The sequence below is a fragment of the Rhodoferax sp. LS1P39 genome (assembly GCF_056521425.1).
Genome location: NZ_JBWMAV010000012.1, coordinates 102,230 through 126,168 on the forward strand (window position 1 = coordinate 102,230; position 23,939 = coordinate 126,168).

Annotated in this window: 24 protein-coding genes and 1 pseudogene; 16 read left to right on the plus strand and 9 right to left on the minus strand. The window is 64.5% G+C overall.

Features of this window, described 5'->3' with window-relative positions; genetic code table 11:
- Position 1: 1 nt before the first annotated feature.
- The 7 genes and pseudogenes from AC097O_RS17940 to AC097O_RS17970 all read left to right on the plus strand — a co-directional run.
- A pseudogene (locus AC097O_RS17940) lies at positions 2–73 on the plus strand (maleylacetoacetate isomerase); the annotation flags it as partial.
- A 120-nt stretch (positions 74–193) separates the two neighbouring features.
- A complete protein-coding gene (locus AC097O_RS17945) occupies positions 194–1,195 on the plus strand; it encodes a Bug family tripartite tricarboxylate transporter substrate binding protein (RefSeq protein ID WP_479594261.1) in 1,002 nt (333 codons plus the stop codon).
- 5 nt (positions 1,196–1,200) lie between these two features.
- A complete protein-coding gene (gene maiA / locus AC097O_RS17950) occupies positions 1,201–1,839 on the plus strand; it encodes a maleylacetoacetate isomerase (protein ID WP_479594262.1) in 639 nt (212 codons plus the stop codon).
- A gap of 36 nt (positions 1,840–1,875) precedes the next feature.
- On the plus strand, positions 1,876–3,084 hold the full coding sequence (locus AC097O_RS17955) for a helix-turn-helix domain-containing protein (RefSeq protein WP_479594263.1): 1,209 nt from the start codon (positions 1,876–1,878) through the stop codon (positions 3,082–3,084).
- Between the two features lie 210 nt (positions 3,085–3,294).
- The gene (locus AC097O_RS17960) at positions 3,295–5,037 is read left to right on the plus strand and encodes a GMC family oxidoreductase (protein ID WP_479594264.1); all 1,743 of its coding nucleotides are present in this window, start codon (positions 3,295–3,297) and stop codon (positions 5,035–5,037) included.
- 52 nt (positions 5,038–5,089) lie between these two features.
- The gene (locus AC097O_RS17965; RefSeq protein ID WP_479594265.1) at positions 5,090–6,541 is read left to right on the plus strand and encodes an aldehyde dehydrogenase; all 1,452 of its coding nucleotides are present in this window, start codon (positions 5,090–5,092) and stop codon (positions 6,539–6,541) included.
- A gap of 274 nt (positions 6,542–6,815) precedes the next feature.
- The gene (locus tag AC097O_RS17970; protein ID WP_479594266.1) at positions 6,816–7,439 is read left to right on the plus strand and encodes a YdeI/OmpD-associated family protein; all 624 of its coding nucleotides are present in this window, start codon (positions 6,816–6,818) and stop codon (positions 7,437–7,439) included.
- 42 nt (positions 7,440–7,481) lie between these two features.
- Here the strand turns inward: AC097O_RS17970 and AC097O_RS17975 are convergent, their stop codons facing one another.
- Together AC097O_RS17975 and AC097O_RS17980 are read right to left on the minus strand one after the other, a co-directional pair.
- Positions 7,482–8,468: a tripartite tricarboxylate transporter substrate binding protein BugD gene (locus AC097O_RS17975; protein ID WP_479594267.1), complete on the minus strand. Its 987-nt coding sequence runs from the start codon at positions 8,466–8,468 to the stop codon at positions 7,482–7,484.
- Between the two features lie 38 nt (positions 8,469–8,506).
- Entirely contained in the window at positions 8,507–9,898 is a 1,392-nt protein-coding gene (locus AC097O_RS17980) for a class-II fumarase/aspartase family protein (protein WP_479594268.1), read from the minus strand.
- A gap of 108 nt (positions 9,899–10,006) precedes the next feature.
- Here AC097O_RS17980 and AC097O_RS17985 point away from each other — a divergent pair, with 108 nt between their 5' ends.
- The 6 genes from AC097O_RS17985 (at position 10,007) to AC097O_RS18010 (ending at position 14,525) form a co-directional block, all read left to right on the plus strand.
- Positions 10,007–10,753 carry a GntR family transcriptional regulator gene (locus AC097O_RS17985; protein ID WP_479594269.1) on the plus strand — a complete coding sequence of 249 codons (747 nt, stop codon included), beginning with the start codon at positions 10,007–10,009 and terminating at the stop codon, positions 10,751–10,753.
- A gap of 76 nt (positions 10,754–10,829) precedes the next feature.
- Positions 10,830–11,054: a ParD-like family protein gene (locus tag AC097O_RS17990; protein WP_479594270.1), complete on the plus strand. Its 225-nt coding sequence runs from the start codon at positions 10,830–10,832 to the stop codon at positions 11,052–11,054.
- On the plus strand, positions 11,051–11,845 hold the full coding sequence (map, locus tag AC097O_RS17995; RefSeq protein ID WP_479594271.1) for a type I methionyl aminopeptidase: 795 nt from the start codon (positions 11,051–11,053) through the stop codon (positions 11,843–11,845). Before AC097O_RS17990 ends, map begins: the two co-directional genes overlap by 4 nt.
- Positions 11,846–11,999: 154 nt before the next feature.
- Complete coding sequence (locus tag AC097O_RS18000; RefSeq protein ID WP_479594272.1) at positions 12,000–12,293, plus strand: helix-turn-helix domain-containing protein; 294 nt, start codon at positions 12,000–12,002, stop codon at positions 12,291–12,293.
- The gene (locus AC097O_RS18005; protein WP_479594273.1) at positions 12,283–13,533 is read left to right on the plus strand and encodes a type II toxin-antitoxin system HipA family toxin; all 1,251 of its coding nucleotides are present in this window, start codon (positions 12,283–12,285) and stop codon (positions 13,531–13,533) included. Before AC097O_RS18000 ends, AC097O_RS18005 begins: the two co-directional genes overlap by 11 nt.
- Positions 13,534–13,688: 155 nt before the next feature.
- Complete coding sequence (locus AC097O_RS18010; protein ID WP_479594274.1) at positions 13,689–14,525, plus strand: Rossmann-like and DUF2520 domain-containing protein; 837 nt, start codon at positions 13,689–13,691, stop codon at positions 14,523–14,525.
- Here the strand turns inward: AC097O_RS18010 and AC097O_RS18015 are convergent.
- A complete protein-coding gene (locus tag AC097O_RS18015; protein WP_479594275.1) occupies positions 14,522–14,752 on the minus strand; it encodes a hypothetical protein in 231 nt (76 codons plus the stop codon). The two genes, AC097O_RS18010 and AC097O_RS18015, sit on opposite strands and share 4 nt — an antisense overlap.
- 60 nt (positions 14,753–14,812) lie before the next feature.
- On the minus strand, positions 14,813–15,340 hold the full coding sequence (locus AC097O_RS18020) for a D-Ala-D-Ala carboxypeptidase family metallohydrolase (RefSeq protein WP_479594276.1): 528 nt from the start codon (positions 15,338–15,340) through the stop codon (positions 14,813–14,815).
- A 120-nt stretch (positions 15,341–15,460) separates the two neighbouring features.
- On the opposite strand from AC097O_RS18020, the gene AC097O_RS18025 reads away from it, so the two are divergent.
- Positions 15,461–16,036: a hypothetical protein gene (locus tag AC097O_RS18025; protein WP_479594277.1), complete on the plus strand. Its 576-nt coding sequence runs from the start codon at positions 15,461–15,463 to the stop codon at positions 16,034–16,036.
- Positions 16,037–16,127: 91 nt separating this feature from the next.
- On the opposite strand, the gene AC097O_RS18030 is transcribed toward AC097O_RS18025, so the two are convergent.
- Positions 16,128–17,603, minus strand: coding sequence for a UdgX family uracil-DNA binding protein (locus AC097O_RS18030; RefSeq protein WP_479594278.1), 1,476 nt, complete (start codon positions 17,601–17,603; stop codon positions 16,128–16,130).
- Complete coding sequence (locus AC097O_RS18035; protein WP_479594279.1) at positions 17,596–18,873, minus strand: putative DNA modification/repair radical SAM protein; 1,278 nt, start codon at positions 18,871–18,873, stop codon at positions 17,596–17,598. Before AC097O_RS18035 ends, AC097O_RS18030 begins: the two co-directional genes overlap by 8 nt.
- Before the next feature lie 346 nt (positions 18,874–19,219).
- On the opposite strand from AC097O_RS18035, the gene AC097O_RS18040 reads away from it, so the two are divergent.
- Positions 19,220–20,944: a diguanylate cyclase domain-containing protein gene (locus AC097O_RS18040; RefSeq protein WP_479594280.1), complete on the plus strand. Its 1,725-nt coding sequence runs from the start codon at positions 19,220–19,222 to the stop codon at positions 20,942–20,944.
- A 52-nt stretch (positions 20,945–20,996) separates the two neighbouring features.
- Here the strand turns inward: AC097O_RS18040 and AC097O_RS18045 are convergent, their stop codons facing one another.
- Positions 20,997–21,239: a hypothetical protein gene (locus tag AC097O_RS18045; protein ID WP_479594281.1), complete on the minus strand. Its 243-nt coding sequence runs from the start codon at positions 21,237–21,239 to the stop codon at positions 20,997–20,999.
- An 85-nt stretch (positions 21,240–21,324) separates the two neighbouring features.
- Here AC097O_RS18045 and AC097O_RS18050 point away from each other — a divergent pair, with 85 nt between their 5' ends.
- Positions 21,325–22,254 carry a LysR substrate-binding domain-containing protein gene (locus tag AC097O_RS18050; RefSeq protein ID WP_479594312.1) on the plus strand — a complete coding sequence of 310 codons (930 nt, stop codon included), beginning with the start codon at positions 21,325–21,327 and terminating at the stop codon, positions 22,252–22,254.
- A gap of 57 nt (positions 22,255–22,311) precedes the next feature.
- On the opposite strand, the gene AC097O_RS18055 is transcribed toward AC097O_RS18050, so the two are convergent.
- Positions 22,312–23,088 (minus strand): ParB N-terminal domain-containing protein, encoded by a 777-nt coding sequence (locus AC097O_RS18055; protein WP_479594282.1) that lies wholly within the window; start codon positions 23,086–23,088, stop codon positions 22,312–22,314.
- A 201-nt stretch (positions 23,089–23,289) separates the two neighbouring features.
- Entirely contained in the window at positions 23,290–23,937 is a 648-nt protein-coding gene (locus AC097O_RS18060; protein ID WP_479594283.1) for a hypothetical protein, read from the minus strand.
- Positions 23,938–23,939 lie beyond the last annotated feature (2 nt).

The window sequence follows — 23,939 nt, forward strand, 5'->3', positions numbered from 1 at the left end:
CATGAAACCCTACAACTTCTTTCGCAGCGGAACCTCGCACCGCCTGCGCATTGCGCTCAACCCCAAGGGGCTGGGTTCCAGGTGTTCGATGGTGGCGGCAGCGTCACGGTGGGGTGCGCACCTGGCCCCATTCATCCAGCCAGCCAACTTTCAACCGGCCGGGTTCGGCCATTAATTCAAGAGAGACACAGCCATGCACACCACCGTCCGTACACCGATTTTTCGTTCTGCCATTCCGCTTTGCGCCGCTTTCCTCATGGGCACCACGTACCTGTCTAGCGCCATGGGGCAGACCTTCCCCACCAAGCCGGTCCGGTCGGTGGCACCGTACTCGCCCGGCAGTGGCCCCGACGCGGTGATGCGCATCCTCAGCGACAGGTTGTCGCGCAGCTGGGGCCAGCAACTCGTGATCGACAACAAGCCCGGTGCCAATGGTTTCATCGCGATTGCAGACGCCAAACGGGCCGCACCAGACGGCTATACCGTGCTGCAGGTGGACAACACGCACATGGCCCTGGCACCGCACCTGTTCAAGCAGCTGCCCTATGACCCGGTGAAGGACTTCGAGCCGGTTGCACCGGTCTACTTCACCAACTTTTTCGTCGTTGTGGCCGCCAATTCGCCGTGGAAGGATGTGGGCGACCTGATCAAGGCGGCCAAGGCCGCGCCCGGCGACATCACCTACGGTTCATGGGGCATCGGAAGCGTTGCGCACGTTGGAGCAGCCATGCTCGAAGCGGCGACGGACACGAAGATGATGCACGTCCCATTCAAGGACATGGGCAACGTCTACACCTCTGTCGCGACCGGTGATATCAAGTGGGCATTCGGTACGGCGGCGACCGCCGGGCCGATGTACCAAGCGAAAAAGGTGAAGTTTCTGGCGCTCGCCGCACCTAAACGGCTGGCCGGCTACGGCGATGTTCCCACGGTTGGCGAGGCGGGCGGCCCGGCTGGGTTCGAGGTGAAGACGTGGGTCGGCCTGTTCGCCCCTACCGGCACCCCCAAGGCGGCCATCGACAAGATGAATGCCGACGTGGGCAAGGTGATGGCAACCGCCGAGGTCAAGGAACGCCTGGCCACCTTCGGCTTCGAACCTTTCATCGGCGCTCCCGGTGAACTCACCAAGGCCATGGAACGCGATTCGCGCATGTTCAGTGAAATCGTCAAACGCGCCAAAATTTCTCTGGATTGATGACCATGAAACTCTACAACTTCTTTCGCAGCGGCACCTCGCACCGTCTGCGCATTGCGCTTAACCTCAAGGGCCTGGGCTATGAATACGCGGCGGTAGATTTACGCAAGAACGAACACCTAGGCGCGGCCTTCAAAGCCATTAATCCGCAGGGACTGGTGCCCGCGCTTGTGGATGCTGACCGGGTGTTAACGCAGTCCGTGGCCATCATCGAGTGGCTGGAAGAGCGCTACCCCACGCCTGCGCTGCTGCCCACCGACCTGAACGACAGGGCGCACGTGCGAGCGCTGGCGGCGGTGGTGGGTTGCGACATCCACCCGGTCAACAACAAGCGTATTCTGGACACGTTACGTACCAGTTTTGGTGCAGACGACGCAGCCATCAACCACTGGTGTGGCACCTGGATCAGCGATGGCTTTGATGCGTATGAAGCCCTGCTGGCTGCAGATTCCCAGCGTGCAGGCTACAGCTTTGGCGCTGCACCCACCGTGGCAGATGCGTACCTGATTCCGCAAATTGAGAGCGCACGCCGCTTTAAGGTGGATTTGGGGCGTTGGCCACTGATCATGGAAGTGGATGCGACCTGTAGCGCCCTGGAGGCATTCCGGCAGGCGGCACCCATGGCGCAACCAGACGCTTCGTAATTGACTTAGCATCAGCCTCTTCTTGAAGGATCGGCCATGCAATCCCTCTTCTTTTCCACCCAGGCAGACCGGATTGCACTGGCGCGTCAGCGCTATTTTGAAGAGGGTGAGTTGCCCTCGGGCATCGTAAGCGATGCCGTGTTCCAGTCCTGGGCCCGGTGTCTGCGGCAAAAGCAGGACCCCCGCGCGCAGCTGGAGTTTCAGCCGGTCTCCGCCAGCAGGTCGCAGCTGGCACTGCAAAAGAACCGCCTGCTGCGCGATGCCTGGCTGGCAGAAGCCAGCGAGCTGGACGCAGTGCTGGGGGCCACGAACTGTGGTGCCATGTTGGCCGACCCCAGCGGCGTGCTGATCGGGGCTACCTGTTCCCGGCGTGTACATGAAAAGATCACGCCGGTGGCTCATCGCATTGGTGTCAACTTCGCAGAAGAGGCCGTCGGCACGACTGCGCCCGGTATCGTGGCGCGGACCGGCAAGCAGGCGTGTGTACAGGGTGCAGAGCACTTCTCCGAGAGTGTCAAATTCATGCATTGCGCGGCAGCACCGATTCGTGACATCCATGGCAATCTGGCCGGTGTGCTGGACATCTCTAGCGAAGGAATTGCCTTTAATTTTGATGTGGCATCGGTAGTGGGACTCTACGCGTCTTCGATCGAAAACCGTCTGCTGGTGTCGCAGTCCAATGAACACCTGATCGTGCGCTTCCAGATTTCCCCTGCCATGCTGGATACCCCCTTGGCCGGTCTGATGGGCGTGGACATGCTGGGACGCATCGTCTGGCACAACGCCGCTGCCTCCAGGCTCTTGGGGTTGCGACCAGAGGGCGAACAGACCGGGCACAGCAAAGTGGACGAGATTTTGCAAAGCAGCTTTGCGCAACTGGCCTCCGTCCGTGGGGCCCGCCATTCCTTGCTGCGGCTGCCCAATGGGCTGCAGGTGCATGTGCGTTGCGAACTACAGGCGCGCGACGGACACCCGCAAGTGTTTGCTGTCGGAAACTCTGCCCCAGTCGCTCGGGCAGAGTACACCGGTACAGATGTTGTGCTTCCCGCAGTCAGCGCGCCGGAAGACACGTTATTGCCGCCTTCGGTCACACCGGTAGAGCCAGTGGAGCCAGCTAGCCTGCGTGATGCCGATGTGGATTTGATTGCCCGAACGCTCAAGGAGTGTGGTGGCAATGTATCTGCAGCGGCTAAAAAACTGCGGGTGTCCCGCGGACTGATTTACCGCCGTATTCAGGCGGCGTAAACCGCTACAGCACACGGCCTGCGGGCCCGGTGTTCACTCCCTTTTGGGCTGCAGTTGTTCTTATATGGAACAAACCGCGTCTAGGGAAATCCCGATGTATTTGAATCTTTGGCAAGTTTCTAAAGTTGGCTTCAGTGGCGCGGTGTGTGCGCATGGCAAGTGCCACTGGAGACAACATTTTTAACCACTATCCATTCAACTTGCATGACTATGAATACCCATTCAACCAACCCGAATGCACCCTCGGACGGCTTGCTGGAGCACCTGGAACGTGCCCTGATTGCCGGTCGCATGAGCCGTCGCGGCTTTATGCGCGCAGCCACTGCTGCCGGTTTCTCTACCGTGGGACTCAGCGCCTTGGCCGACGAACTGGACGCCATTCGCGCCAACCAGAATGAGCGCAGCGCCAAACCGCAAGCATCCTATGACTATGTGGTCGTAGGAACGGGCTCTGCCGCCTGCGCGCTGGTGGGCCGGTTGGCAACCCGCAAGGATGCCTCGATTCTCATGATCGAGGCGGGCGACTGGGATGTTGCCCCCTCGGTGATGGATCCGACCGTCTGGTTCACCAACCTTGGCTCCGAGCGCGACTGGAAGGATGTAGCCCTGGCCACACCCAGCACCAACAACCGCGCCATTCCTGAACACATGGGCCGAGTAGTAGGGGGCGGCAGCAGCATCAATGCAACCATCTGGGCCCGCCCTTTCAAAGCCGACCTGGAGTTTTGGGCCGAGGCCAGCGGCGACCCCGCCTGGGGCTACGAGTCCGGGCTCGAAATCTACCGGCGCATGGAAAACTGGCAAGGTGCGCCGGATGCCCGCTACCGTGGCAAGAACGGGCCCGTCTGGTGCCAACCGGCCAACAACCCACACCCCGCAGCACCTGCCATGCTGGAGGCTTGCCGCTCCCTGGGCTATCCGGTGTTTGCCGACCAGAATGGCGTGCGCGAAGAAGGCGGCATTGGCTTCGCGCTGATGAACCAGATCATTCGCGACGGCCGTCGCCAGAGCATGGCCCGCTCGTATCTTTACCCGATTTTGTCGCGTCCCAATGTCACCGTGATGGTCAACACCCATGTGGACCGGTTGACCTTTTCCGGCACCAAAGCCACGGGCGTTCAGATTGCCACCGCAGCTGGGCCGAAAATCATCGGTGCCAACACCGAGGTGATCGTCAGTGCCGGTGGTATCAACACACCTAAGCTGCTGATGCTCAGCGGTATTGGCGACGAGGCAAAGTTAAGCAAGCACGGGATCAAAACCCTGGTTAATGCCAAGGAAGTGGGGCGCAACTTCCAAGACCATATCCTGCACGGCGGTTGTATCTGGGAGCCCAAGGAGCACATTCCACACCGCAACAGTGCGGCCAATGCAGCCGGTTTTCTCAAGAGCCAAGCGTCACTAGTATCGCCAGACGTCAACCTGGTGCAAATCGAGCTGCCTTATGCCAGCGACGTGGTCGGCAAGGAATACGCACCGCCAGGCACCAGCTGGGCGTTATGCGCTGGCCTGGTGGCACCCAAGAGCCGTGGCGAGATCCGCCTGGGCTCTGCCAACCCGGCAGATCGCCCGGTAGTGGATGCCCGCTTCATGAGCCATCCGGATGATGTCAAGGCCTTGGCCTTTGGTATCGAAGTCTGCCGCGAGATAGGCAATTCAACCGCCATGCAGGACTTCGTCAAGCGCGAAGTGGCACCCGGCAAGAAATTGACGGGCAAGGCCATGGAGGACTTTGTGCGCAATGGGGCCACCACCTATTTCCACCAGTCCGGCACCTGCCGCATGGGCAAGGATGCCGAGGCCGTGGTGGACTCCAAGCTGCGCGTCAACGGTGTGCAGGGCCTGCGCATTGCCGATAGCTCCATCATGCCGCGCATTGCCGGGGTGGCCACGATGGCTACCTGTGCCCTGATTGGCGAACGTATGGCCGACATCCTGACCGAGCGCGCCTGAAACCGCACACATCAACTGAACACTTTTACACCATTCAACCAAGGAACACACCATGGAATCCCAACTCATTATTGACAACCAGTCGGTCGCCGCCAAGTCAGGTGCCACCTTCACCCGCAGCCACCCCCAAACCGGAGAAGTGGTGACCCGTGCCGCTGCCGGTGGCGTAGAAGATGCGTTGGCCGCAGTCAACTCGGCTCAGACCGCCTTCCTGGGCTGGCGCAACAGCGCGCCGTCCGAGCGCCGCCGCTTGCTGCTCAAGGCCGCCGACGTGCTGGAGTCCAAGACACCGCAATTCATCGAAGCCATGGGCGCGGAAGTGGGGGCCTCCGGGCTATGGGCCGGTTTCAACGTGTACCTGGCCGCCAACCTGTTCCGCGAGGCCGCCGGCATGGTGACCCAAATCCAGGGCGAAACCATTCCCACCGATAAGCCCGGCACACTGTCCATGACCGTGCGCCAGCCCGTCGGTGTGGTATTGAGCATCGTGCCCTGGAATGGGCCTGTAGTACTGGCCGCCCGTGCCATTGCTTACCCGATCGCCTGCGGCAATACCGTGGTGTTCCGTGCTTCGGAGGCCAGCCCTAAGACCCACACGCTGGTGGCCGATGCGCTGGTGGAAGCGGGCTTCCCACCGGGTGTGTTGAATGTGCTGACCAACGCACCCCAGGACGCACCGGAGGTGATTGATGCACTGATTGCGCACAAGGCCGTGCGCCGCATCAACTTCACCGGTTCCACCCGTGTCGGCCGCATCATTGCGCAAAAGGCCGCTACCCAGTTGAAACGCTGCCTGCTGGAGCTGGGCGGCAAGTCGCCCCAGGTCGTGCTGGACGATGCCAACATCGACGAAGCCGTGAAGGCTGCCGTGTTTGGCTCCTTCCTGTACCAGGGCCAGATTTGCATGTCCACCGAACGCCTGGTGGTGGACGAGGCCATTGCCGACGAGTTTGTCGCCAAGTTTGCGGCCCGCGCCAAGGAACTGGTCATGGGGGACCCCCGTGTGAACCCCGCCTGCGTGATCGGCCCCATGGTGTCCAGCGAATCGGGCGCCCGCTTGAATGCCATGATCGACGATGCCCTAGCCAAGGGCGCGGTCCTGGCATGTGGTGGCAAGGCCCATGGTGCCGTCATGCCCGCCACCATCGTGGACCATGTCAAGCCCGGCATGACCATCTATGGCGATGAAACCTTCGGCCCCATCACCACCGTGGTACGCGTCAAAGGCGTGGAAGAGGCGATTGCCGTTGCCAACGATAGCGACTATGGACTGTCGGCAGCCGTGTTCGGCCGCGATGTGACCCGCGCGCTAGACGTGGCCATGCGCATCGAATCGGGCTCGGTGCACGTCAACGGCTCCACCGTGCAAAACGAGGCCCAGGCTCCTTACGGTGGAACCAAAAACAGCGGCTATGGCAAGTTCGATGGCCGCGCGGTGATCGACGAATTCACCGAACTCAAGTGGATCACCATTGAGCCATCAGTGCAGAACTACCCGGTCTAGCCGCCGGGCGCACATGCGGTTACGCTGCCTAACCGGCAACCAGCTTGCCTGCGCGCAATCGTGAGCCTTACAGCTACCGCCCGTCCAAACGGCATAAATCTCATGATCTATGCCTATAAAATAAGAGCAGCTAGCGCTTATTTTATAAGCGGTAGCACTATTTTTCGATCCGAGAAAACGTGCTAAAAACTGTAGCACCCCTTTATTGCTCTTTTTGCCTGCCAGCCCGGCTAGCGGCCTTGGGACGCACCGCAGCCTCGGTTATGGTGCCCCCATGGCCACGACCTTTTTCCCCACCCCCGCTGCCTTCCGCCAATGGCTGGCCGCCCACGCCAGCACCGCCACCGAGCTGCTCGTCGGCTACCACAAGGTCGGCAGCGGCACGCCCAGCATGACGTGGTCGGAGTCGGTGGACGAGGCGCTGTGCTTTGGCTGGATCGACGGTGTGCGCAGGCGCATCGACGACGCGGCGTATTCCATCCGCTTCACACCCCGCAAGCCCACTTCCATCTGGAGCGCCGTCAACATCGCCAAGTGCGCGCAGCTCCAGGCCGAGGGGCGTATGACCGCAGCAGGCGCACAGGCCCTAGCCCGCCGCACGCAGGCCCGGTCTGCCGTGTATTCCCACGAGCAAGCCGTGCCCGCCGCGCTGACTGCCGACGAGCTGGCGGCTTTTCAGCGCCAGTCTGCGGCCTGGCAGTTCTTTGCAGCCACGCCTCCGGGTTACCAGAAGGTGGTGCTGCATTGGGTGTGCAGCGCCAAGAAAGCCGCGACGCGCGGCACCCGGTTGGGGAGGCTGGTTGAGGCCTGCGCTGCGGGGCAGCGGCTGCGGTGGGGGCATGAATGCCTAACGCCGCGCACGGCTGCCCAGGCGGGACCTGGGCATCGAACAGGCTGACCCGCGCCCACCCACCGCCTGCAGGCCCTGTAGCAGGCGTTTTCAGTCCAGCGAAATACTGGTTTTGGCGGCCACCACGCGCCAGCGCAGCACTTCGGCTTCGGTGTGTTTGCCCAGGGCTGCGCCGGTGTATTGCTCGGGCGGCAGTAGCTGGATGGCCTGCTCGCTCATCTTGCCGGTGAAGGTCTTGTCGGTCATCACTTTGAGGTAGGCCTCTTGCACCTTGTCTAGCGCGGCCTTGGGCGTGCCTTTGGGGGCGTAGATGCCGTACCAGGTAGATGCTTCGAAGCCGGGCAGCGCCGTTTCCGCCAGGGTGGGTACATTTTTCAGCTGCGGCAGCCGCACTTTGGAGGTGACGGCCAGCGCGCGCACCTTGCCCTCGGTGATTTGCGGCAGCGCGGTATTGGTCTGGTCGAACATGCCGTCTACCTGGCCGCCAATCACGTCGATCAGGGCCGGGCCTGCGCCTTTGTAGGGCACCAGCGTGACCTTGATACCAGCTGAACTGGCGACCAGCGCTGCGATCAGGTGCGAGCTGGAGCCCACGCCGGCGTTGCTGATAAACATTTTGTCGGGGTTCTTTTTGCCGTAGTCGATCAGGCCCTGGATGTCCTTGGCCGGGTGTTCCTTGCGCACCATCAATACCAGCGGGGTGTCGGGGAAGCGGAACACCGGCTCGAAGTCCTTCACCGGGTCGTAGGGCAGCTTTTTGTACAACGCCGGGGCGGCACCCATATAGCCCATGTGGCCGACCAGCATGGTGTAGCCGTCGGGCGTGGCGCGTGTGGCCTTGGCCGTACCGACGGTGCCGCCCGCGCCGGGGGCGTTGTCGATGATGATGGGCTGGCCCAGCTCGCGGGCCACCCGGTCGGCGATGTGGCGCGCCAGTGCGTCGGTGGGGCCACCGGCAGCAAAGGGCACGATCCAGGTGATGGGTTTGGTGGGGTAGGCCTGGGCAAAGGCCAGCGAGGCGGTGGCCAGGGTGGCGGCAAGGGTGGCGCGCGCGGCAAAGCGGGTGAAGGTTTTCATGTCTCTCTGTCCGGTGGATGGTGGATGGGATGGAAGGATCAGGCGGATAAGGGCGCGGTGCCCACTGCGGCGGACAGGGCGAGTGCGCGGTCCACCATCTGCGGGGCCAGTCCGAGGTAGTTGGCCGGGTCGGTCAGTCGGTCAATCGTGGCGCGGTCGAAGTGCGCGGTGACGGCGGGCAGCGCGGCCAGCGCTTCGGCCAGCGTGCCGCCCTTGTCATTGACCGTGCGGCAGGCGTCGTAAACCACGTCATGCGCCTGCTGGCGGCCGATGTGCGGAGCCATGCCCATCATCACGGCCTCGGCCACGATCAAGCCCTTGGTGATGCCCAGGTTGTGCGCCATGCGTGCGGTATCGACCACCAGCCCGCCCAGCATGAACTTGGCCTGGTGCAAGGCGCCGGCACTGAGGATGAAGCTCTCGGGTATGGCGATCCACTCGGCATGCCAGGGGCCGGTGGCGCGCTCGAAGTCTTGCACCATGGCATCGACCATCAGGCCCGCATGCTGGCGCACCGCCTTGCTGGCGGCCAGCATCAGTTCGCTGGAGATCGGGTTGCGCTTTTGCGGCATGGTGCTGCTGGCCCCCCGCCCTTTGACAAAAGGCTCGTAGACCTCGGCAAATTCGGTCGAAGCCATGATCATGGTGTCCAGCGCGATCTTGCCCAGCGAGCCGGTGACCAGCGCCAGCAAATTCACCGCTTCGGCAAAACCATCGCGCGCCACATGCCAGGTGGTGGCGGGCACACCCAGGCCCAGCAGTTCGGCCATGGCGTGTTGCACCTCAAAACCTTTGTCGCCCAACGAAGCCAGCGTACCGGCTGCACCGGCGAACTCGACCACGGCCACGCGGGGCCGCAATTGGGCCAGGCGTTCCTGGTGGCGGTCGAACATGGCCAGCCAGATCGCCACCTTGTAGCCAAAGGTCACCGGCAGCGCCTGCTGCAAATGGGTGCGCCCGGCCATGGGTGTATCCCGGTGCTTCAATGCCAGTGCGGCCAATATTCCACGCAGCTCGCGGATGTCGGCATCCACGCTGTCGAGCGCATCGCGCACCTGCAGGGCTACCGCCGTGTCCATGATGTCCTGGGTGGTGGCCCCCCAGTGCACGTAGCGGCCCGCTTCGCCGCACATCGCCACCAGCTGGTGCACCAGCGGCAGGATGGGGTAGCCGACGATGTCGGTTTCTTCGCGCATGTGGTCAAAGTCGATGCGCTCGATCTTTGACTCGCGGGCAATCACCTCGGCGGCCTCGGCAGGGATCACACCGCAGCGGGCTTCGGCTTGGGCCAGTGCGATTTCGGTGTCGATGTAGCGCTGGATCAGTGCGCTGTCGAAGAAGATGGCCCGCATCTTGGCCGTGCCAAAGGCATCGCGGAAAAGGATGGAGTCCACAACCGTGCTGGCCATGGGGAGGGAGGGAGTCGCCATAATCGTCCTTTGGAAGAGTTGAAAAACCAGAACATACATCTATATGTCCGAACATATTGAAGCGTAATATGTTCGAACATAATAAAAAACAGGGTTTACCCTTGCGCCATGAACACATTGCTTGAGCCCGCTGTGAAGGCCAACGCCGTCAACATCGCCCGCCACTTGACCGAGGCCATCGTTTCCGGGCATTTCCAGGTAGGCGCGCTGCTGCCTACCGAACTGGAGCTGTGTAAGCACTACAGCACCAGTCGGCACACTGTCCGGGCTGCGCTCACCGAGTTGCAGGAGCTGGGGCTGGTGTCGCGGCGTAAAAACGTCGGCACCCGGGTGGAGTCGGCCAAGCCCAAGCTGGCTTTCAGGCCATCGCTGGCATCGGTGGATGACCTGGTCCAGTTCGGTACCGCGCACATACGGGTGGTGCAATCCATCGAGCCGGTGGTCGCCACCGGGCCCCTGGCGCAAGAACTGGGCTGCGCCGAAGGCACGGCCTGGCTGCGGATCTCCAGCCTGCGCATGGTGGAAGACCAGGGCCGCCTGCCGATTGGCTGGACCGATGTCTATATCGACCCGGCGTACCACGCGATCGCCGATGTGGTGCGGGCATCGCCCGGTACGCTCATCAGCGCATTGATCGAAGAACGCTTTGACCGGCGCATCGAGGAGATCCAGCAGGATGTGCGCGCCTCTGCGTTGAGCGACCGCACGCTGGCCCAAGCGCTGGCGCTGGAGCTGGGCGCGTCTACGTTGAAGATTGTGCGGCGCTACCTGGATGCCGAGGGCGTGGCGTTCGAGGTGTCGGTGTCGGTGCATCCAGCCGAACGGTTCTCGGTGTCCATGCGGCTGCGCCGCTGAGACCGGGTGTGGGCCAACCGGCACACTGCATGGTTGGAGTATATGAAACATAGTCGTTTCATATATACTTGCCGCCATGGGCCTCGTCAAAATTTCAGAACCGATGCACGACAACGTGCGTATCGCCAGCGGTGCCTTGAACCGCTCTATCAACGCGCAGGCCGAGCACTGGTTGCGCATCGGCATGATGTGCGAGCTGCACCCCGAGCTGAAGTACGGGGAGCTGTGCCGCTTGTTGATCCAGGATGAAATCCAGGCCGAGGCGCAGGTGCTGGCAATGCCGAAAAGGGTTCGGGCATGAACGGCGAGAGTGTCACTATCCGCACACCCGATGAAGTCGCCATGGCCCGCCGCGCCGGGCACCTGGCGGCCAGCGTGCTGCACATGATCACCCCGCACGTTATTGCAGGCGTCACCACCGAGGCGCTGGACAAGATCTGCCACGACTACATCGTGGACGTGCTGGATGCCGTGCCCGCCAACATCGGCTACCACGGCTACCCCAAGACGGTGTGCACCTCGGTCAACCACGTGATCTGCCACGGTATTCCGTCGGCCAAGGTTTTGAAGCGCGGCGACATCATCAATATCGACGTGGCCATCATCAAGGACGGCTGGTTTGGTGACTGCAGCCGCATGTACTTTGTGGGCGAGCCCAGCCCACTGGCCAAGCGACTGGTCGAAACCACCTACGAGGCGATGCGCGCGGGCATTCTGCAAGTAAAGCCAGGCGCGACCCTGGGCGACGTGGGTTACGCCATCCAGACCGTGGCGCAGCGCGAACGTTTCAGCGTGGTGCGCGAGTACTGCGGCCACGGCATTGGGCAGATCTACCACGACACCCCGCAGGTGCTGCATTACGGCCGGCCCGGCACCGGACTGCGGCTGCAGGCGGGCATGATTTTCACCATCGAGCCGATGATCAACGCTGGCAAGCGCGACACCAAGGAGCTGCCCGACGGCTGGACCGTGGTGACCAAGGACCATTCGCTCTCGGCCCAGTGGGAGCACATGGTGGCGGTGACCGACACCGGCTTCGAGGTGCTGACACCCTGGCCGGAAGGCGTGGGGGCTTACAGCGCCATCGCCTAAGTACGCAGGGGCGGGCCTGCGGGGTTGGCTATCGTCCCCGCATGCGCAATGCGGACCGCTACAACCGGGCGCAGGCTGGGGTACTTACAGCAGGAATCTAAAGTGTTCATGATCATGGACATAATTGGTGTGTATCGCCATAATGTCCATGATCATGGACAAATTGCGACTCCCTGCAGACCTGGGCAAGGCCATCGCCCAGTACCGAGAAGAGCACAAACTTTCGGCGGTGGCCGTCGCCAGCAAGGCCGGGCGCAGCCGCACCGTGCTCCACAAGCTGGAGCGCGGCGAGGACGTGACTGTCGCCTCGCTCTTCAGCATCCTGCGCGCCATGGGCCTGTGCCTGGGCCTGCAAAAGGCGGGCATGCCGACCCTGGAGGAAATGCAGCAACGGTTTGCAGACGATGACGAAGATGGGGAAGATGAGGACGGTGGCCATGCTGCCTGAACGCATCCGCCTGCTCGACGTGGATGTGAACGGCGCGCACAGCGGGCGTCTGGCGCACGCATCCACCTTCACCTTCGACTACCGCCGCGACCAGCCCGACCAGCCCGGCGTGTCGCTGCTCATGCCGCCGAGCACGCTGCATTTCGACGGTGGCGGTGCCCTGTTCCCGGCCATGGACATGAACCTGCCCGAGGGCTATTTGTTTCTGCAGATCCGCGAGTTCTTTCCCAAGCAGACCATCACGCCCATGCACCTGCTGGCACTCATGGGCAACAACGGCATTGGGCGGCTGGGCTACCGGCTGCCGGATGTGCCGCCGCCCACCAGCTCTGCGGTGGTCCACAAGGCCGATCTGTTGGCCAGCGGCAACGGCCCTGCGCTCTTTCAGGAGCTGATGCATGCCTACCTGTCCACCGGTTCGGGTATCTCCGGTATCCAGCCCAAGATCATGGTGCCAGACCGGGCCACGGTGCCGGTGCCGACCCTGATCGTCAAGCTGGCGGCGGAGCGCTACCCGGGGCTGTCGGCCAACGAGTTCATGTGCTTGAGCGCGGCCCGCGAGGCCGGTATCCCGGTGGCCCCGTTCGACCTGTCCAAAGACGGTTCGCTGCTGGTGATCGAACGGTTCGATATTGCGCACGATGGCACGCGCCTGGGTTTTGAAGATGCGGCTTCGCTGATGGGCCAACGGGTGCGCGACACGCTGTCTGACCGCAAGTACCACGGCAGCTACGAGCGGATCGTGACCGCCTTGAAGCTGATCAACCTCCCCGACACGGAGTTGGCGCGCTTTTTTGAGCAGGTGGCCTTCATGGTGATGGTGCGCAACGGCGACGGCCACCTCAAGAATTTCGGGGTGCTGTACAGCGGCATCGACGATGTCCGCCTGGCTCCCATGTTCGATGTGGTGAGCACCTCCATCTACAAGTACCAGCGCTACGACGGTGGCCCGGCTCTGGAGGACTACACCATGGCGCTGCGGCTTTTTGCAGGTGCCAAGGCGTCGAAGGTCTATCCATCGCCTGCGGCCTTGCTGGACTTTGGTCGTCGGGTCTGCGGGGTCGCGAACCCCCGCGCAGTGATCGAGCGCATCGCCCAGGGCATGGCGCAGGTGCTGTTCCAGAGCCGCACCGATCCCCGTATTCCCAAGTCGCTGCACGCACAAATGGCCGCCGCATGGGAGCCAGGCTTGGTGCTGGCCCAGGAAATTACCCGTAGCGCTGCCCATCCGCGTCCGTAAGTGGCCCACGCCCGCGCCGCTTTGCGTTTTATGCCTTTCGAGGCACTCGTGCTTATGCGCTAAGCGTGAGTAGCTATCAAAAGTAGAGTGTGTAGCCTGTGGCAGTATCTTTGGCAAAATGGCTTGCGCCCGTTCAACTACAGAAAGCCACTCCTTTGAAAACACTCAACCTGGTAGGCGCTGGCCGTGTGGGGCAGACACTGGCGCGGCTGTGGCAACGGCAGGGCACATTCGCGGTGCAGGATGTGCTGACCAGCAGCCCGGCCAGTGCCCAGGCCGCCTGTGCCGCTATCGGCGCGGGCTACCCGGTGGAGAGCCTGCAGGCCATGCGCCCGGCAGACGTGTGGATGCTGGCCGTGCCCGATACCGCGCTGCCCGCAGTGGCGCAGGCGCTGGCGGTCGCATTTGCGGCATCGTCGGCGTTGAGCGCGCAAACCGTGGCCTTCCATTGCAGCGGGGCGCTGGGCAGCACGCAACTGGCACCGCTGGTCACCCTGGGTTGGCAGACGGCCAGCGCACATTGCATCTTGAGCTTTGCCTCGGTAGAGACGGCCGTGGCCCAGTTCCCCGGCACGGCCTGCGCGCTGGAGGGCCACAGCCGCGCCTGCGGCCTGCTGCGGGCGGCTTTTACCGCCATTGGCGCGCGCTGTTTCGATGTGGCCACCGGGCAAAAATTGCTCTACCACGCGGCAGCCGTGTTTGCCACCAACTTCATGCCGGTGCTGCAAAGCGTGGCCGAAGACGCGTGGCGCAGTGCCGGTGTGCCTGCCGAGCTGATTCCCGATTTGCGCGCCAGCCTGCTGGCCCACGCGGTGCACAACATCACCACCCTGGGCCCGGCTGCCGCCCTGACCGGCCCGGCCGCCCGGGGTGACACGGCGGCCATCGCCCGCCAGGCGCTGGCGGTGAAGGCCTGGAATCCAGACGCTGGTGCGGCCTACGATGCGCTGAGTGTGCTGGCCCTGCGTTTGGCGGCGCAGACCCCCGGTTAGTGGACGGTGTGTGCCAGCACCGCCTGCAGGCTCAAAGCGCAGGCTTGCAGCGCAATGCAGTTGGAGTGCTGGGCGCACTGCAGGCAGGTGTCGGCATAGGCGGGGTCGTGCAGCAGGCGGTCGGGGTCCACGGCATAGCCCTGGCCGGCCATCAGCCACTTGAAGTCCACCTCCAGCAGCAGATCGCTGCCTGGGTCGTTCGTAAAGTTGACAGTGTGCGTGTGCATATGTGCCCCTTGTACTCTGTAGATGGGTACGCCGCCCTTGGAATCAATATAGGCAGCGGTTCAGGGGATAAGGTCGGGAAGTGGGCTGGAAACACCCCGCCTCTGTGCCCTTTGCGCAGCTTGTTGGCTGCGGGGCCGGGCTTTGATGCCGTCCAGATAGCCGGTGCCACTGAAGATCGACAGGTTCTGGCGGCGCGGCGCGGTGCCGGTGGCGGCCAGGCCCAGGTGGACCCAGGTACCGTACTCGTAGATGGTCTGGTCGTAGGCAATGCCCGATGCGGCAATGGCCTTGGCGGTTTGCAGTACCGTGCCAAATTTGGGCACCGTGAAGTCCACCGCCAAACCCAGCATGTGCATGCTTTTGCCTGCACCGCCAATCGACTGGTTCAGCGCCGGGCTGCGGTAGCCGCTGCTGATCACCAGTGGCACACCGCCCAGCAAGGCGCGCACCTCTTCCAGCACGGTACAGAGCCGACGCAGGTTGACCACAATGCCCGCCGAGGGCGTGTTGTCGATCTGGCGGCGGGTGGCTTCCTGGCTGGCAACCAGCTCTTCCAGGCTGAAATGTTCGCTTAAGAATGTGGGCATGGTGGGCTCCTTGGGGTGGCCGCGCACATCGCGGATGTCTGCTGCCTCCAAGTTAGCGCAAGGTGGCGCATTTGGCATCCCTCGTTTGGGGGATGAAGCCATGCGTGGAACAATGGCGGCATGCCTACCACCGCACGCACGCTTCTCGCCGGAGCCGCCCTGGCTCTGTCAATTTCTGCCCTGGCCCAACTGCCGCAGCGCAACCTGGTGGTGGAGCTGCGCCAGGTCCGCGAGCCGGACGGCAACACCGTCAGCACCCAGCCCAGCGCCGCACCGCTGGCCGCCCAGCGCATCCAGGTGCGCAATGGCGAAAAGGCGGTGCTCACCATGGGCCAGAATGTGCCGATCCGCTTTGTGCAGTCGGTGGCCACGGGCCGCGACGGCAGCGGTGTCAGTTACGGCATGGTGTGGATGCAGGCGGGCCAGAGCATGGCCGTGCAGCCGCGCTGGCCCGGCGGTGGCCAGCCGGTGAAGATCGACATCGACGTGCAATCCTCCAGCGTGCAGGCCCCCAGCGGAGCCGCTGAGCTCCCCAGCCAGGCCCGCAGCCAGCTGGCCACCAGCGTCAGCGCACCCCTGGGCCAGTGGGTCACGGTGGCGGCCACCGGGGGCGGGCAGACCCCGCCCGGCAGCTACAGCAGCGAAGCCGCGGCCGACACCCGGCAGCTGGTGCAGATCCGCGTGCTGGCGCCGTGAGGGCGGGGCTGCAGCGCGCGGGCTGTGGGGCTGTATGCTACTGATTTAATAGCTTCTCGTGCTTATTGAATAAGCGCTGGCGGCCTATTCCTTATAAATATTGCGGGTCTGCCGCCAGGCGCAGATCGTCCAGCCAGTGGGCAAACGCGGCATCGAAGTCGCGGCTGTCCATGCGCAGCAGGGCGGCGGGGTGCAGGGTGACCAGTACGCGCAGGCCGTCGGCGCGCTGGTGCCACTGGCCGCGTTCGCTGGCCACGGCCACCGGGCGGCCCAGCAGGGCGCGGGCGGCGGTGCTGCCCAGCGCCACGGTGGCCCCAGGGCGCACCAAGGCAATCTCGTGCTCCAGCCAGTCCAGGCAGGCGGCGGCCTCTTGCTGCGCGGCAGTCTTGTGGATGCGCCGTTGACCACGCGGCTCGAACTTGAAATGCTTTACCGCGTTGGTCAGGTACAGCGCCTCCCGTGGCAGGCCCAGCTGCGCCAGCGCCCGGTCCAGCAGCTGGCCGGCAGGGCCGACGAAGGGGCGGCCACGCAGGTCTTCCTGGTCACCGGGTTGCTCGCCCACCAGCATCAGCGGTGCGCCCAGCGGGCCTTCGCCATGCACGGCCTGGGTGGCGTGCTGGCCGATGGGGCAGGCGCGGCAGCGTTCGGTGGCCTGGCGCAGCGCGGCCAACGTGCCGGGGGCTTCCACCACCTCGGGGCGCTGGTCCAGCCGCAGGGCGATGGACGCAGCGGGTCGGCGGTGCGCGGGTTCGGTGGCCGCCTGCTCCAGCATCTGGCCGCTGCGCTGGGCCGACAGGGCGGTGAGCGGCTGGATCAGCACCGCCTCGGGCAGGTTCTTCCAGTAGCGGCGCGGCATCTCCTTGTGCATCATGGCCAGCTTGAGCCGCGCCGGGTTGAAGATGTTCTCGTAGTAGGTGAGCCACAGCCGTTCGTTGGCATCGGCCGGGGGCGCGTCGGATTTCTGCGCACCGGGGCCAAAGGCCAGTTGCTGGCCGTTCCAGCGCGCACTGCGCTCGGGTGTGAGGATGGCCCAGGGCATTTGCGCAAAGCGCCGCGCAAAGAAGGGCGCAGTGGCCTCCACGATGTGGTGGCCGGGCTCGAACCAGGCCACGTGGGTGACACCCCAGCCGTCGCCGGTGGGCGCGGCCAGGGGCCGAAAACGCACAAACGCGGTCATCTTGTGCATGTCGCGCCGCACCACGCGGGCCATCTGCTCTGCCAGCATCCTGTCGGGGTCCAGCAGGTCGTGGCGCAAGCCGGGCTCGCGCAGCAGCCGCCAGGCCAGCCGGTACAGCAGGCCAAAGCGGGACGGGTCGGCATGCAGGGCGGTGCGGTTGCACAGTGACACGAAGAACGCGGGCAGCTTTAGTACGGTGCCCGTTGTTGCGTCCACATCGGTTGCAGTCTCTTCTGTCGCAAACAAATCCCCCTCGGCCGCGCCCGCCACATGCCAGCTGATGCGGCCCGGTGCGATGCCTTGGGCCAGCAGACGCCGCGCCGCTGCCCGAAAGCCCGGCACATCGTCTTCGCCCGCCAGATGCACCACTTGCGGGGCCGTTTCAGCCATGGCCCACCGGCAGGTCAAATAGCGACAGCTGCCGGGGCTGGGGCCGCAGCCGCGCCGCCAGGTTGGCATCGTCCAGCCCGTTGCGGGCGGCTCCCGGCACGGTGATGAAAGGCAGCACGTTCTTCAGCGGCACCTTCAGGCGCGACAAGTCGTCCACGCGCAGCGTGCGGATGCGGCGGGTGTCGAGCAGGCGCTTCACCGAGGTGACACCCAGGCCGGGCACGCGCAGCAGCATTTCGCGCGGGGCGCGGTTCAGGTCGACCGGAAAGCTCTCGCGGTGGGCCAGGGCCCAGGCCAGCTTGGGGTCGATGTCGAGTGCCAGCATGCCGTCGCTGGCACCCACGATCTCGTCGTGCGCAAAGCCGTAAAAGCGCATGAGCCAGTCGGCCTGGTAGAGCCGGTGCTCGCGCACCAGCGGCGGCGCACTCAGCGGCAGGCCGCGCGCGGCATCCGGGATGGGGCTGAAGGCCGAGTAGTACACGCGCTTGAGCCGGTACGCGCCGTACAGCGTGGCGCTGGTGGTCAGGATGCTGCGGTCGTCCGAGGCATCGGCGCCCACGATCATCTGCGTGCTTTGGCCTGCCGGTGCAAAGCGCGGTGCACGGGCTCGCTTGGGGGCCACGCGCGGCTGCGAGGTGGCCACTGTCGGCGTGGCGGCGGCCTTGGCATCGTCGATGTGGATGCGCAGGCGCGCCATCGAGCGGCGGATCGCCTGGCCGTCTTTTTCGGGGGCCAGCACCAACAGGCTTTCACTGGTGGGCAGCTCGACGTTGATGCTCAGCCGGTCGGCGTAGCGGCCCGCGCGGGCCAGCAGCTCTTCGCTGGCTTCGGGGATGGTTTTGAGGTGGATGTAGCCGCGGAAGTCGTGCTCCTCGCGCAGCACGCGGGCCACTTCGACCACGCGCTCCATGGTGTAGTCGGGGCTGCGGATGATGCCGGAGCTGAGGAACAGGCCCTCGATGCAGTTGCGGCGGTAAAAGTCGAGTGTGAGCTGCACCACTTCGTCGATGCGAAAGCGCGCCCGGTCCACATTGCTGCTGACGCGGTTGATGCAGTACAGGCAGTCGTAGACGCAGTAGTTGGTGAGCAAAATTTTCAGCAGCGAGATGCAGCGGCCATCGGGCGCGTAGCTGTGGCAAATGCCCGCGCCTTCGGTGGAGCCGATGCCGCGCCCGCCCACCGAGTCGCGTTTTTGCGTGCCGCTGGACGCGCAGGATGCATCGTATTTGGCGGCATCGGCCAGGATGGCGAGTTTGCGGTTGAGGTCCATGGGATGTGCTGAATTAACTGTATTAATATACAGTAAAACCCATCGCGCCACCCGTAAACCCTAGCTTGGCGTGGTGCCAATACGCCGCCCAGATGCTATTGAATGAATAGCTGCTAGTGCTTTTGCTACCGCCGCTGCAGACACTTTTTGTGTATAAACATACATACAAATTTGGTGCCTCTACCGGGTGGTGCAGGGCCGCGCGGGTGCCAGATTCGGCTACATTTTGGGGGCGGTTTGGCTCTGCGCACCGACCCGTTCTAACCAGTCCGTTACTCTTCGTTCAAGCTACCGAAAATCCGTGTAATGCAGCAGTTAGCGACCCCATTCCAGCCCGGCAGCCACCATGGGTGAGGGCCTGCCGTTGCTGCGCGTGGTGGCCGACACCCTGGACAGTCTGGGCATTGCCCTGTGCGTGTTCGACGATGCCGACCACACCCTGCTGTGGAACCGCAGCTTCCTCAAGTTTTTCCCTGAGCACGCAGGTCACGTCCACGCCGGGGAACCCTACCGCGACAACCTGCGCCGCTTCTACCAGGGGCGGCTGGCGGCGGACGAACTGCCCAAGATCAACCAATACATAGCCAGCGGCATCGCCCGCCACCGCACCCAGCAGCGCCCGTATGCGTTTGAGCACCTGGGCGTGCGGCTGTGGGTGGCCTCGCTGCCGGTGCCCGGCGTAGGCCGCATCCGCATCTGGCAGGCCCACACCTCGGCCACCGACCCCCAGGGCCCGACCATTCTGGCCACCAGCGCTATCGACGGCGCGGCCCTGTTCGACCATGTGGCCGACGGTGTGGTGGTCACCGGGGCCGACGACCGCATCCTCTGGGCCAACGCCCCTTTTGTGCAGCAGTACAGCCTGCCCAGCCGCGACGCAGCCGTGGGCGCGCACCTGGAATGGGTCTACCGCACCGCCTGGCAGGGCCAGGAGGCGCAGCACCAGGGGCTGTTCGACGCGGGGCTGTTGACCCTGTCGGAGCACACCCGCTTTACCGGCTCGCCGTTTGAGCTGCCGCTGCCTGGTGCCCGCTGGAGCCGGGTGATCGGCCAACGCAGCCCCGACGGCAAAGGCTTCTGGGCGCATGTGGACATCACCGTGCTCAAGGGCCAGCAGCAGCAACTGCGGGAGGCCGAGCGCCGCGCCCGCGAGAGCGAGGCCATCCTGCAAGAAAAGTCGGCCCTGCTAGAGGCCACGCTGGCCACCATGGAGCAGGGCGTGATGATGGTCAACGCCGAGCGCGTGGTGGTGGTGTGCAACCGCCGCGCCCGCGAGCTGCTCAACCTGCCGCAGAGCCTGCTCGACAGCCGCCCCACGCTGGACGCGCTGGCCGACTACCAGCAGGCCGCTGGCGAGCTGGTCCATGTGCCCGACGAGGTGCTGGCCACCGCGCGCAGCGGCGACATCTTCGACCGGCCCTATTTTTACGACCGCACGCGGCGCGATGGCCGGGTGGTGGAAATCCACAGCATCCCCATGGCGGGCGGCGGCGTGCTGCGCACCTACACCGATGTCACCGAGCGCCGCCACGCCGAGGCCCGCATCCGCCACGTGGCCCGCCACGACGGCCTGACCGCGCTGGTCAACCGCGAGGTGTTTCTGGAAAGCCTGGCCCTGGCCTGCGCCGCCGAGCCCGGCACGACCGGGTTTGCGGTGCATTTCATCGACATCGACCGCTTCAAACCCATCAACGACCAGTACGGCCACGCCATTGGCGACAAGGTGCTGGCGCTGATCGCCGACCGCATGCGCACCGTGGCCCGCGACGGCGACGTGGTGGCCCGCATGGGCGGCGACGAATTTGCCGTGCTGCAATGCCGGGTGGACCAGACCGAGCAGGCGCTGGGCCTGGCCTACCGCTTGCTGGACGACATTGCCCGCGACATGGAAATCGAGTCGCACCGCCTGCAGGTGGGCGCGTCTATCGGCGTGGCCCTGTACCCCAGCGCGGGCCTGGATGCCGACACCCTGCTGCGCAACGCCGATGTCGCCATGTACGCCGCCAAGTCCCATGGCCGCGACTGCGTGCGGGTGTTTGGTGCGCACGACAACCCGGCATCGGTGTACTAGCGTCCTGGAAAAACTCCTGTTTTGATAGCTGCTTGCGCTGATGGATAGGGCGCTAGAGGCTGATTTTCTTTGTTTTTTGTTGCCGGTCATACCGGGCCAGCTCGCTGTGCTCCAGCGCCTGCCCGTGCACGCGGCCTGGGGCCTGGATGTCGCGCAGCAGGTGGCTGCCCAGTTCGCCCAAGGGTGCGGGAGCGATAGTGCGGCGGCGGGTGCAGCGCTGCCACAGCCGGGCCAGCAGAGCGGTGGCGGTGCGCCAGGCCAGAGGCCGTTTGAATGCAAGGGTGGAGGAGGTCATGGCAGGCCGTTACAAGAATGTCTGGTAAGCATATGCATCCAATGCCTGCGAGAAAAGCGCTCATTTCTGCCAAGACTGGTTGCGTATACTTACCAGCATGTCCCGCATTCCGTTGCAAACCCTGCCCACCTTCCGTGCCGTGGCCACGCTGTCCAACCTGCGGGCGGCGGGCGAGCAACTGCATTTGACGCACAGCGCGGTGAGCCAGCAGATACGTTTGCTGGAGGAGCAACTGGGCTTTTTGCTGTTCGACCGGCGGGGCCGCCGGGTGGTGCTGAATGCCGCCGGGGCCGCGCTGCTGCAGGCGGTGGAGCCCGCGCTGGCCCAGATCGACGAGGGCATGCGCGCCGCCGCTGTGGCCTCCACCGGCACCGACCAGCGTTTGCGTATCACCGTATCGCCCTCGTTTGCCCAGCACTGGCTGATGCCGCGCATGGCGCATTGGCGGGCCTTGCACCCCGGTATTGCGGTGGAGCTGCACACCTCGCAGCAGCCCATGGATTTGCTCCGCGAAGGTTTCCACGCAGCGGTGCGCCAGGGCAAAGGCCCGTGGCGCGGCCTGGAAGGCAGCCGTTTGATCGACTCGCAGCAGGTGGTGGTGGCCAGCCCGGCCATGGCCGCGCGCCTGGCGGGCAGCGACCCGACTACCTGGCTGCACGAGCCCTTGCTGGGCACCGTCGAGTGCTGGGAGGCCTGGTTTGCGCTGGCAGGCCACCCCTGCCGTATCCAGCCGGTGGCGGTGTTCAACGACATGGGGCTGATGCTGCAGGCCGCCGAGCAGGGCCTGGGGATTGCGCTGGGCCGCGAGCTGGTGGCCGCCGACGCACTGCGCGCCGGGCGGCTGGTCCAGCTCTCGCCCCTGGCTCTGGCTACCGAGGCCTACGACGCCTACTGGCTGGTGCACCCCCCGGAGCACCGGGACTGGCCGCCGCTGCGGGCGTTCAGGGAGTGGCTGGAGTCGGAGCTGCAGATCGCCGCCCGGCTATTGCAGCAGGACCGACAGCTTGCTACTTAATCAATAGCTTCTTGTGCTGATGGAATAAGCGCTGGCGGCCTGTTTGGCTTGAAGTTATCAGGCCATCATCTCGGCCAGTTGCGCCCGCAGCGCGGCGTTCTCTGCCGTCAGCTCGGCCACGGTTTGCTTCAGGCGGGCGATGATGCCTTCGGGCGAATCGGGTTCGGTGCGCTCCACGGCCTTGGCGGCGCGCACCTGGCGGGCGGCCTGTTGCAGCTCTTTCTTGCCGCCTGCGGCCGCGGCCATTTGCGCCTCGGCGGGCAGGGTCGCCACGGTGGCCGCTGTGCTGATGGAGATGGTGCCGGCTTTCACGGCGGCCACCAGCTCGGGCGCGGCCGACTTCTGGATCTTCTCGATCTGGGTGAAGGTGCTGTTGCTGATGCGCGCCGACTTGGCCAGCGCCTCGCGGGTCAGCGCGGGCTCGGCAGTGGGGGCTGCGGCGGCAGGCGTGGCGGACTCTTCCCACGGTGCGGTGGTGCTGACCGGGGCTTCGGCCTTGGCAGGCTGCTCGCGTCCGGCCAGGATGTCTTTCTTGCGCAGCGCCAGCACGCCGCGCTGGAAGTCCGACACGCTGCGCCGCCCCAGGTGCTGGTCGATCATCCACAGGTGCACATCGTCCAGCGTCTGGAAAGCGGTGTTCTGCACGGTGTTGAACGGAATGTTGTGCGTGCTGCAAATGCCGTAGCGGTTGTGCCCGTCCACCAGCACATCGCCCCACAGCACCAGCGCATCGCGGCAGCCCTCGGCCAGGATGCTGCGCTCCAGCGCAGCGTGCTCGTCAGGGGTGAGCGGGTCGATGTAGGCCAGCAAGTCGTCGTTAACCGTGATGTTCATTTTTAGGGGAGTCTGCAATCAAAGGGGAGGAAATGCTCACCCCCAGGCTCCAGTGCTGCGCACTTTTCTCCAACCCCCTTGCAGGGGGCAACACCAGCAGCCTGGCAAAGCCAGTTCTGCGGTGTTCTTGGGTCGTGCGTTGCGGCTGAGGCTTGGGTTGGGCTGTTAGGGGGCGCGATTGTAGAAGCCTGGCAGAGACGTTTAAGCGCCAAAGAGCTTGCCGCCCACGGCAAAAGCACCGGCCACCAGGGCGGCGATGGTGCCCAGCAGGCTCCACAGCTGGCCCGGCTTCATGCTGGCGACCAGCTCGCCAATCGTGAGTTCTGTGGGATTCTTCGCCCCGGCAGGTGGCTTGGGTGCTGGCTGCGCCAGCTTGGCTTTCCAGCTGGCGAGCACGCCATTGAACTCGGAGCTGGCCAGGGCCGCCGGATTCGGCTCCAGCGACTGGACGTACCAGTCGTAGCCGCGCTCCAGCAGGCCTTCTTCCTTGACGCCCCGCTCCAGGATCACCATCAGGGGGTGGCCTCGGCTGTAGGCCATGGCGGCTTCGATCTGGTTCCAGGGCGTGGCCAGTTTGATGTCCTGCAGCGGCGACTCTTTTGGGCCGCCGCGTTTGTCGGCACCGCTGGCCACAAAGGTGCGCTCCAGCGCGATGACCACCGTGCCGCAGCAGCGGTCAAGGAGCTGTGTCACCGCCTTCAGCGGCGCGTCTGCGCTGAAGGTATTGCGACCCACCGTGTGCGGAACCAGGCCTTCGCTGCGAAGGCGCTCTTCGACCGAGCGGACAAAAGCTTCCTGCTGCTCTGTCGCCGTTCCTCCCACACTGACAAATACATGGAGTTCCGTCATGG

What these genes read in the sequence shown, in the direction of transcription:
- AC097O_RS17945 (WP_479594261.1), top strand. Translation starts at nt 194, where the DNA reads ATGCACACCACCGTCCGTACACCGATTTTTCGTTCTGCCATTCCGCTT.
- maiA (WP_479594262.1), top strand. Translation starts at nt 1,201, where the DNA reads ATGAAACTCTACAACTTCTTTCGCAGCGGCACCTCGCACCGTCTGCGC.
- AC097O_RS17955 (WP_479594263.1), top strand. Translation starts at nt 1,876, where the DNA reads ATGCAATCCCTCTTCTTTTCCACCCAGGCAGACCGGATTGCACTGGCG.
- AC097O_RS17960 (WP_479594264.1), top strand. Translation starts at nt 3,295, where the DNA reads ATGAATACCCATTCAACCAACCCGAATGCACCCTCGGACGGCTTGCTG.
- AC097O_RS17965 (WP_479594265.1), top strand. Translation starts at nt 5,090, where the DNA reads ATGGAATCCCAACTCATTATTGACAACCAGTCGGTCGCCGCCAAGTCA.
- AC097O_RS17970 (WP_479594266.1), top strand. Translation starts at nt 6,816, where the DNA reads ATGGCCACGACCTTTTTCCCCACCCCCGCTGCCTTCCGCCAATGGCTG.
- AC097O_RS17975 (WP_479594267.1), bottom strand. Translation starts at nt 8,468, where the DNA reads ATGAAAACCTTCACCCGCTTTGCCGCGCGCGCCACCCTTGCCGCCACC.
- AC097O_RS17980 (WP_479594268.1), bottom strand. Translation starts at nt 9,898, where the DNA reads ATGGCGACTCCCTCCCTCCCCATGGCCAGCACGGTTGTGGACTCCATC.
- AC097O_RS17985 (WP_479594269.1), top strand. Translation starts at nt 10,007, where the DNA reads ATGAACACATTGCTTGAGCCCGCTGTGAAGGCCAACGCCGTCAACATC.
- AC097O_RS17990 (WP_479594270.1), top strand. Translation starts at nt 10,830, where the DNA reads ATGGGCCTCGTCAAAATTTCAGAACCGATGCACGACAACGTGCGTATC.
- map (WP_479594271.1), top strand. Translation starts at nt 11,051, where the DNA reads ATGAACGGCGAGAGTGTCACTATCCGCACACCCGATGAAGTCGCCATG.
- AC097O_RS18000 (WP_479594272.1), top strand. Translation starts at nt 12,000, where the DNA reads ATGGACAAATTGCGACTCCCTGCAGACCTGGGCAAGGCCATCGCCCAG.
- AC097O_RS18005 (WP_479594273.1), top strand. Translation starts at nt 12,283, where the DNA reads ATGCTGCCTGAACGCATCCGCCTGCTCGACGTGGATGTGAACGGCGCG.
- AC097O_RS18015 (WP_479594275.1), bottom strand. Translation starts at nt 14,752, where the DNA reads ATGCACACGCACACTGTCAACTTTACGAACGACCCAGGCAGCGATCTG.
- AC097O_RS18020 (WP_479594276.1), bottom strand. Translation starts at nt 15,340, where the DNA reads ATGCCCACATTCTTAAGCGAACATTTCAGCCTGGAAGAGCTGGTTGCC.
- AC097O_RS18025 (WP_479594277.1), top strand. Translation starts at nt 15,461, where the DNA reads ATGCCTACCACCGCACGCACGCTTCTCGCCGGAGCCGCCCTGGCTCTG.
- AC097O_RS18030 (WP_479594278.1), bottom strand. Translation starts at nt 17,603, where the DNA reads ATGGCTGAAACGGCCCCGCAAGTGGTGCATCTGGCGGGCGAAGACGAT.
- AC097O_RS18035 (WP_479594279.1), bottom strand. Translation starts at nt 18,873, where the DNA reads ATGGACCTCAACCGCAAACTCGCCATCCTGGCCGATGCCGCCAAATAC.
- AC097O_RS18040 (WP_479594280.1), top strand. Translation starts at nt 19,220, where the DNA reads ATGGGTGAGGGCCTGCCGTTGCTGCGCGTGGTGGCCGACACCCTGGAC.
- AC097O_RS18045 (WP_479594281.1), bottom strand. Translation starts at nt 21,239, where the DNA reads ATGACCTCCTCCACCCTTGCATTCAAACGGCCTCTGGCCTGGCGCACC.
- AC097O_RS18055 (WP_479594282.1), bottom strand. Translation starts at nt 23,088, where the DNA reads ATGAACATCACGGTTAACGACGACTTGCTGGCCTACATCGACCCGCTC.
- AC097O_RS18060 (WP_479594283.1), bottom strand. Translation starts at nt 23,937, where the DNA reads ATGACGGAACTCCATGTATTTGTCAGTGTGGGAGGAACGGCGACAGAG.